14 protein-coding genes are annotated in these 12675 nt (G+C 39.1%); all 14 read left to right on the top strand.

From position 1 onward, the window contains the following. The first annotated feature begins 36 nt into the window (after positions 1 to 36). A complete protein-coding gene (locus tag BM097_RS07380; protein ID WP_090547535.1) occupies positions 37 to 1419 on the top strand; it encodes an MATE family efflux transporter in 1383 nt (460 codons plus the stop codon). A 57-nt stretch (positions 1420 to 1476) separates the two neighbouring features. After that, the gene (locus BM097_RS07375; RefSeq protein ID WP_090547532.1) at positions 1477 to 2370 is read left to right on the top strand and encodes a hypothetical protein; all 894 of its coding nucleotides are present in this window, start codon (positions 1477 to 1479) and stop codon (positions 2368 to 2370) included. Between the two features lie 39 nt (positions 2371 to 2409). After that, the gene (gene msrA, locus BM097_RS07370) at positions 2410 to 2892 is read left to right on the top strand and encodes a peptide-methionine (S)-S-oxide reductase MsrA (protein ID WP_090547529.1); all 483 of its coding nucleotides are present in this window, start codon (positions 2410 to 2412) and stop codon (positions 2890 to 2892) included. A gap of 114 nt (positions 2893 to 3006) precedes the next feature. Next, entirely contained in the window at positions 3007 to 3372 is a 366-nt protein-coding gene (locus BM097_RS07365; protein ID WP_090547526.1) for a GntR family transcriptional regulator, read from the top strand. A gap of 24 nt (positions 3373 to 3396) precedes the next feature. After that, positions 3397 to 4275: an ABC transporter ATP-binding protein gene (locus tag BM097_RS07360; RefSeq protein WP_090547523.1), complete on the top strand. Its 879-nt coding sequence runs from the start codon at positions 3397 to 3399 to the stop codon at positions 4273 to 4275. Position 4276: 1 nt separating this feature from the next. Further along, positions 4277 to 4921: a hypothetical protein gene (locus BM097_RS07355; RefSeq protein ID WP_090547520.1), complete on the top strand. Its 645-nt coding sequence runs from the start codon at positions 4277 to 4279 to the stop codon at positions 4919 to 4921. 11 nt (positions 4922 to 4932) lie between these two features. After that, on the top strand, positions 4933 to 5607 hold the full coding sequence (locus tag BM097_RS07350; RefSeq protein WP_090547517.1) for a hypothetical protein: 675 nt from the start codon (positions 4933 to 4935) through the stop codon (positions 5605 to 5607). A gap of 20 nt (positions 5608 to 5627) precedes the next feature. After that, positions 5628 to 6464 (top strand): CPBP family intramembrane glutamic endopeptidase, encoded by an 837-nt coding sequence (locus BM097_RS07345; RefSeq protein ID WP_090547515.1) that lies wholly within the window; start codon positions 5628 to 5630, stop codon positions 6462 to 6464. An 89-nt stretch (positions 6465 to 6553) separates the two neighbouring features. Beyond that, positions 6554 to 6934, top strand: coding sequence for a PH domain-containing protein (locus BM097_RS07340; RefSeq protein WP_090547512.1), 381 nt, complete (start codon positions 6554 to 6556; stop codon positions 6932 to 6934). Positions 6935 to 6937: 3 nt separating this feature from the next. Further along, a complete protein-coding gene (locus tag BM097_RS07335) occupies positions 6938 to 8041 on the top strand; it encodes an acyltransferase family protein (protein ID WP_090547509.1) in 1104 nt (367 codons plus the stop codon). Position 8042: 1 nt separating this feature from the next. Next, entirely contained in the window at positions 8043 to 9509 is a 1467-nt protein-coding gene (locus tag BM097_RS07330; protein ID WP_090547506.1) for an MBOAT family O-acyltransferase, read from the top strand. Positions 9510 to 9529: 20 nt separating this feature from the next. Then, on the top strand, positions 9530 to 10798 hold the full coding sequence (locus tag BM097_RS07325; protein ID WP_090547504.1) for an alginate O-acetyltransferase AlgX-related protein: 1269 nt from the start codon (positions 9530 to 9532) through the stop codon (positions 10796 to 10798). Positions 10799 to 10827: 29 nt separating this feature from the next. Further along, a complete protein-coding gene (locus BM097_RS07320; protein WP_090547502.1) occupies positions 10828 to 11886 on the top strand; it encodes an SGNH/GDSL hydrolase family protein in 1059 nt (352 codons plus the stop codon). A 36-nt stretch (positions 11887 to 11922) separates the two neighbouring features. Beyond that, positions 11923 to 12672: an NAD(+) synthase gene (gene nadE, locus BM097_RS07315; RefSeq protein ID WP_090547500.1), complete on the top strand. Its 750-nt coding sequence runs from the start codon at positions 11923 to 11925 to the stop codon at positions 12670 to 12672. The last annotated feature ends 3 nt before the right edge of the window (positions 12673 to 12675 follow it).

The raw sequence follows: 12675 nt of genomic DNA, 5'->3' as shown, positions 1-12675 counted from the left end.
TCAATTGCTTAGAAAGTAATGTATAGAGGTGTTGAAATGAGTGTTAAAACTAGTGTAAAAGGTGGACAAAGGGATTTTACAAAGGGAAGTCCATTAAAACTGATATTGGCTTTTTATTGGCCATTGCTGTTAACCAGCATGCTGCAGCAGGTGTACAATTTTGTGGATACTTTGATTGTAGGTAAGGGACTTGGCGATAACGCACTTGCAGCAGTTGGAAACATGGGCTCCATTTTCTTTTTGATAGTAGGATTTTCTTTTGGATTGGCAAATGGATTTTCAGTGCTTGTGGCTCAAAGCTACGGCGCAAAGGACATAGAGCAATTAAGACATCGTTTGGCAGCCACAATAGTATTAGGAGTTATCCTTGCCATCACTTTATCTGTAATGAGCGTGGTATTTCTACCAGCATTGCTTAATTTCATGCGTACAGATCCACTGATTATTGGCGATAGTTTAAAATATGGTTACATTTTGTTTGGCGGTTTATCGATTGGTATCTGCTACAATATCGCGGGTTCTATTCTCAGAGCATTTGGTGATAGCCAGACTCCACTTAGGGCGATTATTGTGTCATCTATAGTCAATCTGTCTTTAGACAGCTTGCTAATCCTTGTATTAAAAACAGGTGTAGAGGGGGCTGCTATTGCAACTCTTGTAGCCCAGGTAATATCTGTATTAATCTGCATCAATCGCCTGAAAGAAATACCTGAAATTAAGATGCAAAAGGAACATTTTAGAAATTCAATAAAGGTGTATTTAGAGCTACTTAAGAATGGCCTGCCAATGGCATTCATGAATTCCATCACAGCGGTAGGATGCATGGTTGTTCAAGGCTTTGTTAATAGCTACGGTGTTGTATACACAGCGGCTTATGCGGCATGCGGAAAATATAACAATCTGTTTATGAACCCAGCAGCCACGGCGGGAAGCGCAATGACATCCTACACCAGCCAAAACTACGGCGCAGGAGAATATGGAAGAATCAAGGAAGGTCTTAAGGTGTGCATGGGAATATCTGTTGTATCCTATATCCTTCTAGGCTCACTTATGGTGTTCTTTCCTGCACAGCTGGGCGGATTTCTGCTATCAGGAAAGGACCAGATAGATTTGGTGTGCCAGTACCTACCTAGATGCGGCGTGATGATTATAGCTGTTGATGTACTTTTCGTGGTACGAGCTACTGTTCAGGGTATGGGAAAGCCTATGCTTCCAATGCTTTCTGGTATTTTAGAGATGGTTTTAAGAACCTTTACAGTATCATTCTTCATAGGAAGGATTGGCTTCCCAGCCACAGCCTACGCGGAAATAAGCGCTTGGGTTGGAGCATTGATTGTAAATGTAGTGGCACTTTATCTATCGCTTTATCCTCTGCTCCACGATAAGAGACAATACAAGCTAAAAAGAGCCTTGAATTGACTTGAAGCTACTCTCGTATTAGTATTTACTAAAGATTAAAACGAGAGAGCAAGAGTAATGAAAGCATACTATCACTTACCAGGCTTGTTTGAATTTTACGAATTCTACAAGGTTCTGCTACCACTATTTAAAAATCATAGAGAATATTTTTACGACTGGTGCGAGATTGGCTCTATCTATGGCGCGCCAGCAGATTGTCTGTGGGGTGGCGGCCGTGTAGGCTTTGGAGATGAGCAGGCCACTGATGTAATAAGGCTGATGAAGGAATATGGTATATCATCAAGACTTACCTTTAGCAATTCCTTAATCAGGGAAGAACATTTGACAGATAAAAAATGTAATCGCTTGTGCGAGCTATTTGAAAGGACAGGCGAGGTCAAAAACGGAGTGATAATTTATTCTGACCTTCTACTGGAATATATTAAGAAAAATTATCCAGAATACTATTTTGTCTCATCTACCACAAAGGTGCTTACAGATTTTGATGATTTGAAGGCAGAGCTTGATAGGGATGATTTTAAATATGTTGTTCCAGATTTTCGTCTGAATAAAAAGCTAGAACAGTTAAATGCACTAACTGAAACCCAAAAGGATAAAGTAGAATTTCTTTGCAATGAATGCTGTTCCTTCGGGTGCACAGATAGAAAGTCATGCTATGAGAATGTCAGCAGAAAAAGCTTAGGCGAGGATTGTGAAGACCACGTATGCACATCTCCAAAGGCTGCGCGTGGTTATCGTTTTTCAGATGCTATGACTAATCCAGGGTTTATAAGCGTGGATGATATTCAGAACATCTACATGCCCGCAGGCTTTTCAAATTTTAAGATTGAAGGGCGTAGCTTGGGAAGCGCAATAGTATTGGAATTCATTCTGTACTATATGGTGAAGCCAGAATATCAGCTATTAGTCAGAGAAGAAATATATTTAGATAGTGCTTTGGATTTGTTTTGATTATAATGAACAATTATTACTAGAAATGAGGACAGTTTTATGAAAGCATATTTTGCAGGTGGATGCTTTTGGTGTGTTACACCAATCTACAAGATTTATGGAGTGGATAAGGTTACTTGTGGATATTCTGGTGGTGACGAGGTAAATCCTACATACGAGGAGGTTAAAAGCCAGCGCACAGGCCACAGAGAGACTATCGCTCTAGAGTATGAGGAAGATAATGTAACCTATGACAAGCTTCTTGATATTTATCTTGCAAACGTAGATCCATTTGATAAGGATGGACAGTTTATCGATAAGGGATTTTCTTATACATTAGCTATCTATTATCAGAACGAAAAGGAACTTAACTTAGCGCAGGAAAAGATAAAACAGCTTGAAGAATCTACAGGTAAAAAGGTTTACATCGCCCTGGAACCATTCAAAAGCTTCTATGAAGCGGAGGAAGAACATCAGGATTATTACCTGAAAAATCCAGAGGCTTTTGAAAAGGAAATGGTAGAATCTGGAAGACGAGGATAATTGAGTAATGCAACGTACAAAATGGTGCGTTGCATTTTTTGTTGACAAAAAACATAATTGGTGTTATGGTTAATTACACAAGTAATTAACCACTCAACCAAAGGAGGTGAGTCTGTGTTAGACAACTTAGGGGAAGATAAATCAATCTATCTACAAATAAGTGAGATGATAGAGGACGAAATTTTAAGGGATATTATTAATGAGGAAGAACAAGTTCCCAGCACTACAGAGCTATCAAAGTTTTATAAGATTAATCCCGCAACGGCTGCAAAGGGAATAAATATTTTGGTAGATGAAGGCATTTTATACAAAAAGAGAGGTATAGGAATGTTTGTACAGGCAGGAGCAAAAGAAAAGGTAATGGAGTCTCGAAAGAAAAAATTCAAAGAGACATATCTAAAAAAGATAATCAGTGAGGCAGAGCTAATAGGACTTAGTAAGGCTGATTTAAAGAGATTGATAGACGAAACAACAGATTAGCCTAGGGGTAGGCGAGGAGGAAATATGAGTATTTTAGCAGGAAAAAATATAGTAAAAAAATATGGTAAAGATACAGTTCTAAAGAATGTAGACGTGGAAATTGAGACTGGAAAAATATACGGACTGATCGGAAGAAATGGCGCAGGTAAGACAACACTTCTTTCTATTCTTACAGCTCAGAATCCTGCTACAGAGGGAACTATTACACTGGACGGTGAGCCAGTTTGGGAAAATGAAAAGGCACTTTCACACATCTGTTATTCAAGAGAGATTTCCCAGGTAACAATGTTTGGCCCTAACACAATTAAGGTAAAGGATTATCTTGCAACAGCAAGAGCTTTCTATGCTAACTGGGATGAAGAATATGCTAAGGAATTAATAGAGCTTTTTGGAATTAATCCTAAGAAGCGCATCAACAAGCTTTCCAAGGGTATGCTTTCAGCAGTAACCATCATCGTAGCCATGGCCAGCAAAGCAGATATCACTATTTTGGATGAGCCAGTTGCAGGTCTTGACGTAGTTGCCAGAGAGCAGTTCTACAAGCTTGTAATTGATGAGTATGCTGAAACAGGAAGAACCTTCGTAATCAGTACACACATCATTGAAGAGGCTTCGTCATTATTTGAAAAGGTAATCATCATTGATGATGGACAGATTATTATAGAGGAAAACACAGAGGAGCTTCTTGCCAGAGCGTATCGTGTAAGCGGAGAAGAAACTAATGTAGATGCAGCGGTAAAGGATTTCAAGACATATCATCCTGAATCTATCGGAAGAAACAAGGTGGTAACAGTTCTTGCTGATGAGCCTGTAGATGGTTTCGCTGGTGATGTTCAGGTTGAGCCTGTACCACTTCAGAATCTTTTCTATGCCATGTGTGTAGATGGCAGAAAGGAGGCTTAGTATGAGTAGTCTTGCAAAACGTTCTGCAAAGTACTTTTTTAAAGAGGGAATAAAGACATTAGGATTAGTGCTGGGCATAGAGTGCGTACTAATTATCGAATGGTTGATTATCGGTTCAGATGAGAAATCCCTTGTGGAATATGTACTTAACATGTTTATGAGTGTTGGTAGTATTTTCATCATTATGATGAACATGATGTATTCGTTTTATGGGCCTAACTGGTATGACAGTATGGCATTGTCCATGGGAGCCAGAAGAAAAGATATTTTTGTAGGCGAGTTGATAAAGCAGTTCACTTTCGTATTTGGAAATTTTATAGCATTATCACTTGTTGCCGTAATCTTCCAGCAGTATAAATACGTAATACTCATTTTAATTTCATGCATTATAGCTATCGCATTAGGACCTATAGGACTGATAGTTGGTCATAAGGTAAGCAAGTACGGAAAAGTAATAATAATGATAATAGCAATAATTGGTGGAGTTTTTGGTGCATCCTTGGCTATAGGTGGCTTTTGGATGAAAGAGTATGTTACTGAGCTTCCTGGTTTTACATTTCCACTAATAATCGTAGGTGCAATTGCTATTTTTGCTTTGGCAGAGCTATGGGCATACAAATTGAACCAAAAGAGCATGGTTAAATAAGGGGAAAATCTATGAGTAGAAATAATATTAAAGCAATATGCCAACTTAAAAAGACAGGAGAAATATGGAATTTATTCCTCCTTGCTCTTGCAATTCTAATTGGTGTTGTACTGGAATTCATATTCAGCTCCACAGGAATGGAAGATGATACACCTTATGGAGATTTAATCGCAGGGATTTTAGCCTATGGCTATGTAATAATGAATGTTTTTATAAAAGTCTTTTTGCAGGCAGACGAGGTTCCACGTGGTCTTTGCTTTGGAATGACTAGAAAAGTACTTTTTGGTTACAGTAGAATAGCTGATTTTTTAGAGATAGCCGTTTTTGCAATCATTGTTAGCTTGGTATCAGTATCAATAGCAACAAGTACTATTTTTAAAATCGCAATTATTGTATTTGGCCTAATCATGTGGATAGAAGGCATAGCTGGAAACGGAATGCTTAGATATGGAAAGATAGTATATTGGATTTATTATATATGCTTTTTACTAATAATGATTGGTGGCCCACGATTAATTGGAGAGGTCACAGGTGCATCAGATGTTACAGCACTTCTTGTAGATATGATTATTAATCCATTTTATAATCAGCTTCCAGTTTGGATTGGAATGATAGCCTTTGCAGTAGCAGGATTGGTAGTTAACTGGATTACTTTTAGAAAGATACCAGTAAATGTAAGTATGTAATAAGAAAAGGGGAAAATATTATGACAAATGAAAACAAATTAGAAACAGCCAAGCTATTGATTTTATTTTTGGTGGAAGTAGCAATCGAATTATTGTTAGGGTTTATATTTGGACGATTGGAAAATGCAGGTATAGTAATCCCAACATATCTTCACGTATTTATACTTGATATCTGTTTGCTGATACCAGTATTTGCTTACACTCTCAAAAAGGGCGATGCCATAGTAGAAGCATTTGAATTCAAGAAGATAAAGGTTAGCACATTCTTCTTTACAATATTACTTGTAATTGTTGCTCAGCCAATGGTAATGCTTGCAAATGTTGTATCTCAGTTTTTTGTTCCAAATGTAATGGTACAGTCAGTGAATCAGTTTGCAACAGAATCAGTTGGACTTACACTTCTTGCAACAGTAATAAGTGCACCAATCACAGAAGAAATAGTATGCAGAGGCTTCTTTACTAACCGATTAAAGAAGGTGTTCCCATTTGCAGTAGCAGCCATTATATCAGGCATAATGTTTGGCATTATTCATTTAAATCTGAACCAGTTCTGCTATGCAACAGTACTTGGTATCATTTTCGCCTTTGTAAACAGAGCCAGCGGAAGCATATTTACATCTATCGAAATGCATATGGTATTTAACGGATTAAATATGTGTATGCTTTTCTTAATGAATGCTGCAATGGAAGCAGCTGGAATGGATTTTGCCGAGGTTGCAGAGCAAAGCCGTGCTACCAGTTCAACTCTTCCTACAACAGCTATAGTGCTTGCAATCCTTTCAATACCATCATTCTTCCTTGTGCGCTTAGTCATCCGAGCTATTGCAAAGCGTGAAGGAAATCTAGAAACTAAATAATTAATCGTAAGCCAGGGAGATTTATCCCTGGTTTCTTTTATTTTAGGAATTGGTTATAATATTTATATCTGTAAAAATAGGAGGATACTATGGCTAATATTTTATGGCATGATAGAAAAAGATATTTCGGTCTTCCAATCAGCTTTACTAAATATAGCATGAGCGAGGACAGACTTTTTGTGGAGACAGGTTTGCTTAACCTTTCTCAGGACGAGGTTCGACTTTATAGAATATTGGATTTAAAGCTTAAGAGAAGCTTAGGCCAGAGAATCTTTGGCGTGGGCTCAATTATTGTTAGTTCATCTGATAAGAGCCTTGGAAACTTTGAGATTAAGAACATCAAGAATTCTGCAAATGTTAAGGAGATGCTTTCAGTACAGGTTGAGCAGCAGCGCGAGGCCAAGAGAGTATACACAAGAGAAAACATGGTAGATGATGTGGATGATGATTTCCACGGAGGAGATTTTTAATAAATGAGTAAACAAGCAAAAAACGGACGAGTGGAGTTTTTACGTTTCATTTTTGCCTTGGGGATTTTGTTTTTCCATATACATAAGCGTTTTGCTGTAAATGGAAATATCAGTATAGGAATAAAGGGAATATATTTCTTTAATCACGGATATATTGGAGTGGAGTTCTTCTTCCTCGTTTCAGGCTACCTGCTGGCTGCCAGCGCCTTTGCCAAAAGCGCTAAGCGTTCAGAGTTTATAGGCACTGAAACGGCTGGTATGATGTGGAAAAAGATTAAGAACGTTTTCCCATATCATCTATTTGCAATCATACTTACCATCATTGTGAATGGATATTTTTTGCATCACACTGCAAAGGCTAGAATCGCTTACGCCGTTGATTCATGGGCATCACTTTTCTTTGTCCAGATTTTCGGATTCGATAGCTCTTGGGTAAACAAGCTTACATGGTATTTGGATGTATGGCTTGTTGTCACATTTATTTTCTGGTACTTCCTAAGAAAGCATTATGATGTTTTTGTAAAGATTGCATGCCCGCTGATTGCACTTTTCGTATTGGGCTATATGTCTCATGAATATCATAGCCTTGCGGGCATCGATGGTTGGACTGGTCATTTTTACAAATGCTTCTTACGAGGCCTTGGAGAGATGGCACTTGGTTGCAGCTCTTATAGCTTTACAAGACAGTTGAATAAGATTAATTTTACAGTGGCAGGAAAGAGGATTCTTGCTTTTGTAGAGCTGGCTTGCTATCTACTGGTGTTTGGATATGCAGTCACCGGTATTGATCCAAAGTACAGCTTCGCTACACTATTTATCATGTGCGCTGGATTGATGCTCACATTCTCAAATGTGAATCCATGTCACGAAATCTTTGATAAGCCAGTGTTTGCATGGTGCGGAAAAATGAGTCTGCTTATTTATTTAAATCAGTTCTATAGCATTAGATTGATTCAGTCACTGCTTCCAACGGTAAGCTTTCCAGTAAAGGCAGTGCTTTGCGTTATCACTACCTTCATCGGGGCATATTTATGTGATGTGGTGGTAACCTTCTTTAATAAAACAAAACCTTTCACCAAGCTGATGATTAAAGGAGAGGGAGAGTAACTTGGTTTTCAGCTCACTATTATTTTGTACAATATTCCTGCCTATCTGCCTGTTGGCCTACTATGGCCTTCCAAGGCTGATAGGTGGAGGGTTTGACAAGAGGATATTAATATCTAATTACATATTGCTTGGCTTTTCCCTTCTGTTTTATGCCTTCGGAGGGGTGAAGTATCTAATCCTGATTTCCCTTGTAATTCTAATCAACTGGGGGGCAGGATTTTTGTGCACTAAGAAAAGACATGATGATCACATCAGAAAGCTTGGATTGCTTTTTGCAATTGTGTCTGACTTAGGGCTTCTTTTCTTCTTCAAATATTTCAATCTGTTTATAGCTACAATTGAAAATATATTCTTTGGCGGAGATTTAAAATTTGCGGAAAGAATGCATGGTATATTTACTGGAACGGGTACAGGCTATCTAGGCTTGGCAGAAATAGTGCTACCTGTAGGTATTTCCTTCTTTACCTTCCAGGCCCTTTCTTACGTGATTGATATATATAATGAGCAGGCCGAATTGCAGCCTAATCTTTTATATTTCGCCCTTTATATAGCCTGCTTCCCACAGCTGATAGCAGGTCCTATTGTACATTACAAGGACATTTCCACTCAGCTTACGGATAGGGTTTCAGGAAGCTATGAGTTTGCTGAGGGTATAAAGAGATTTTGCTTCGGACTTGGCAAAAAAGTGATTATTGCAAATACGTTAGCGCAGGTGGCAGATAAAATATGGGCTACCGATATTGGAAGTCTTGATGCCACAGTGGCATGGCTTGGAAGTATATGCTACACCTTCCAGATTTATTATGATTTCAGCGGATATTCAGATATGGCCATAGGCCTTGGAAAGATGTTTGGATTTGAATTTAAGGAAAACTTCAATCATCCATATAGGGCAGAATCAATTCAGGATTTCTGGCGCAGATGGCACATATCTTTATCTACATGGTTTAGAGATTATGTCTACATTCCATTGGGCGGCAGCAGATGCAGCCTAAAGAAGACTTGCGCAAATATTTTCATCGTATTTCTGCTTACAGGAATATGGCATGGAGCCAACTGGACCTTCCTTGTGTGGGGACTTGTGTATGGTCTATTACTGATATTTGAAAGAGTGTGGTTTGGCAAATTATTGAAAAAGAATCCTATAAAGTTTTTCAATCGTCTGCTCACCTTCCTTGTGGTAAATTTCCTTTGGGTAGTGTTTAGGGCAGAAAATATAATTGAGGCTGGCTTGTACTTATCAAGAATGTTTGCAGGTGGAATCAGAATATTAAATCTGTTTACCTATCTGTCAGGAATGAGTGTAATTACCATTATCTGCGGTGCGCTATTTGGCGGATTTATCCAGTCCCACATGAGTGTAAAAGCAGTGAAGGGAAATATGGTTGTGTGTCTCGCGTTACTTCTGATTAGCTTGTTGCTTATGGTAAATGGAACCTACAACCCATTTATTTACTATCAATTCTAAGAAAAACCAGGTGGTACTATATGAATTTTACAGGACTGAAAAATAAAATCTTCATATTGATATTTCTAGCTATACTGGTATTTCCATGGATAGCAGGTGGGACAGTGCGGGTTGTGAGCAAATCTACCTATGAAAAGCTTTCGGTGGTGGAAACGGAAAAGCGTAAGATGGCGGAAATTGAATGGGGGAATCTTTTGAATACTGGTGAGAGTATTTCCAATTATGTGGATGACAGAATTCCCTTCAGATACACCTTCATAGCCTGGTACAAGGGCTTGAACGGGGCTATTGAATCGAAATATCAGTGGATAGAAACTGCAATCGGCTCAAAGCTATACAAACCTGTAGAAGAACCGGTGGTAGTAGATGAGCATACCGATGAGCCTCAGGTGGATGAGGTGGAGGAACCACAGGAAATCTCCCCTTATGAACAATTCTTCCCTTTAAATGTTAATAACGATGTAATTATCGGCAGGGATGGTTGGTTGTTCCTATATGGCGAAAATGAATTTGAATGCTACCAGGGTACAAACATCCTTTCCGAGGAGGAAAAGCAAGTCTACGTTAATAAGCTGAAGGAATTGAAGGCATTATGTGATGCTAGAGGAAAGGAATTGTATGTAATCATCCCGCCAAACAAATCCTCTGTTTATTACAAGTACATGCCTACAGTAGATATTGTAAGTGATTGGAAGAGAATTCAGCAGCTATATGAATACGTAAATACGAATTGCGATGTTCCCTTTATATATCCTCTGGGGGAGGAAATGACGGCAACTGGTAGATATCCTGTTTACTACAAATATGATAGTCACTGGAATCATTTGGGGGCATTGTTTGGTGTTAATACTCTTTATGAAAAAATGGGTATAGGATATGAAGACCCTAGCGTATATATCACAGGTCCTCAGCCTGCGGAGAGATATGATTTGTTTGAATACATGGGCGTGCCAGAGTCTGATATTACTTATGATGATTATGAAATGACTGTAGATTATAAGCCTGATATAACGGTCAATGGTTTAAACATTCACTCGATGATAAACAGGACTACATCCGATGGTCCGATAGACAAAAAGCTGTGTCTTCTAGGCGATAGTTACAGAGAGGGCATGATGCCGTATCTGTCAAAGGATTTCACAAAATGTAGCTTCATCCATAGGGACTATATGAGTGATGCAAAGGATGATATTAAAGCGGCTGATATCATAGTGATAGAAGCAGTTGAACGTTTTGATTATGAAGCCTTTGACTGCGTACAGCGGGTGATAAATACATTATCAGAATAGATATAAATCAAAAGATTGGAGTAGATGTCTTGAAGAAGAAAATAGTTATTACACTTTGGATATCCTTAGTACTACTTATAATAGCATTTGGCCTAACGGTGGTGCAGCAGAATAAAAAAGAGGCTGCAAAGCGGGCTGAAGAGGCAAGAATAGAGGCGGAACAGGAGCGCCTTATGGTAGAAGAGGAGGAGGCCGAGCAAGAGGCCAAAGAGCTTGCAGAGGAAGGCAAGGCAGATGAGTACACCTTCACAGATATGGAAGCAAATTTCTATGCCGTATCTAAAGCTATAGTCAGGGAGAATCCTTATGATTCAGCGGAGATTTTAGGAACCCTTACAGTAGACCAAAAGGTGGCGATTGTAGCTCAGTGTAACGAAACAGATTACTACAAGATGAAAATAAATGGTGATTATGGTTACATCTCTCCAAATGATGTATCAGAGGAATACATTGATATCCCATTGCCAAGTGTGGGCAGCATACCATCTGCCACAAAGGACATACTTTTTATAGGAAATTCCATAACATTATATCCACCTACAGCAGATTGGTGGGGCGCCTACTGGGGATGCGGTGCCACTTCGGCAGAAAACGATTATGTACATCAGACAGTAGCGGCAAAGGGCTATGATAAATTTGATTACATGTCACTGCGCAGCTGGGAATTCTCCAGCACACGAAACTATGAAGTGGATGATTTAGACCAGTACATCAGCAAATACCAATACAAAACAATAGTTATAGAGCTAGGTGAAAATGTCAAAGGCCATGAGGACCACTTCAAGGAAGATTTGACTGACATGATTAAATACATTAAAGCATATAATCCAAATGCCAGAATAGTAATGCTTGATAATTTTTGGAAATATGATAGCATAATCAAAACAAAAAAAGCTGTAGCATCAGAGATGGGATGCACTTACGTGAGCCTTGCGGGTATTCAGGGAGAGTCTGAATATATGCTTCATGCAGGGGATCAGTACACCGCAGCGGATGGTACCGTATATACGATAGGCTCTTTCCTTGCGGGACATCCAAATGATGCAGGATTTGCAGCTATAGCACAGCGTCTGATTGCAGCACTGTAACATATAAATCTTTATAGTAAGAAAGAAGGACTAAAAATGAGAGAGTTTAATGTTGAAAAGCAGACAAAGCAATTAATTGAATACACTAGAGAGTGGTTCAACAAATTTGGAACAGATTCAAGAGCGATTATAGGTATTTCTGGTGGTAAGGATTCATCTGTTACTGCAGCAGTTTTAAAGGAAGCAATTGGTACTGAGCGTATCAGAGCTATCATCATGCCAAACGGTGAAATGAGCGATTTAGACGATGCTAAGCTTTTAGCTGACCACTTAGGACTCACATACGAAATCATACCTATCACAGACTATTACAATGCAGCCATTTCTACATTTGAAAAGGCTACCACCTTCGAAGTAACAAAGGACTTAAAGATAAATCTTGCTCCACGTCTTCGTATGTCTACACTATATGCAGCAGCACAGGGTCAGGGCGTAACATCCTTCGTAGTAAATACATGCAACGCATCTGAGGATTACGTAGGCTACTCAACAAAAAACGGTGATGCAGCAGGTGACGTATCACTTCTTCAGGACTTCACAGTACATGAGGTTCTTCAGATTGGCGAATACCTAGGCCTTCCAGAAAGCCTTGTACACAAGACTCCATCTGATGGTCTATCAGGAATGTCTGACGAAGACAAGCTTGGATTTACATACGCACAGCTTGATGAATATATCTCAGGCAACAAGGAAGGCATCCCAGCCGACATCATCGCATCTATCGAGCGCAAGCACGTGGCAAACCTCCACAAGCTAGAACTTATGCCAGCCTACAAGCGTAGCTAACCC

It is taken from the genome of Pseudobutyrivibrio sp. OR37 (assembly GCF_900113655.1).
In the GTDB taxonomy this organism is placed as follows: domain Bacteria; phylum Bacillota; class Clostridia; order Lachnospirales; family Lachnospiraceae; genus Pseudobutyrivibrio.
Note: the sequence above shows the minus strand (reverse complement) of the source record. Positions and strands in the feature narration are given on the sequence as shown.

What these genes read in the sequence shown, in the direction of transcription:
- BM097_RS07380 (WP_090547535.1), top strand. Translation starts at nt 37, where the DNA reads ATGAGTGTTAAAACTAGTGTAAAAGGTGGACAAAGGGATTTTACAAAG.
- BM097_RS07375 (WP_090547532.1), top strand. Translation starts at nt 1,477, where the DNA reads ATGAAAGCATACTATCACTTACCAGGCTTGTTTGAATTTTACGAATTC.
- msrA (WP_090547529.1), top strand. Translation starts at nt 2,410, where the DNA reads ATGAAAGCATATTTTGCAGGTGGATGCTTTTGGTGTGTTACACCAATC.
- BM097_RS07360 (WP_090547523.1), top strand. Translation starts at nt 3,397, where the DNA reads ATGAGTATTTTAGCAGGAAAAAATATAGTAAAAAAATATGGTAAAGAT.
- BM097_RS07355 (WP_090547520.1), top strand. Translation starts at nt 4,277, where the DNA reads ATGAGTAGTCTTGCAAAACGTTCTGCAAAGTACTTTTTTAAAGAGGGA.
- BM097_RS07350 (WP_090547517.1), top strand. Translation starts at nt 4,933, where the DNA reads ATGAGTAGAAATAATATTAAAGCAATATGCCAACTTAAAAAGACAGGA.
- BM097_RS07345 (WP_090547515.1), top strand. Translation starts at nt 5,628, where the DNA reads ATGACAAATGAAAACAAATTAGAAACAGCCAAGCTATTGATTTTATTT.
- BM097_RS07340 (WP_090547512.1), top strand. Translation starts at nt 6,554, where the DNA reads ATGGCTAATATTTTATGGCATGATAGAAAAAGATATTTCGGTCTTCCA.
- BM097_RS07335 (WP_090547509.1), top strand. Translation starts at nt 6,938, where the DNA reads ATGAGTAAACAAGCAAAAAACGGACGAGTGGAGTTTTTACGTTTCATT.
- BM097_RS07325 (WP_090547504.1), top strand. Translation starts at nt 9,530, where the DNA reads ATGAATTTTACAGGACTGAAAAATAAAATCTTCATATTGATATTTCTA.
- nadE (WP_090547500.1), top strand. Translation starts at nt 11,923, where the DNA reads ATGAGAGAGTTTAATGTTGAAAAGCAGACAAAGCAATTAATTGAATAC.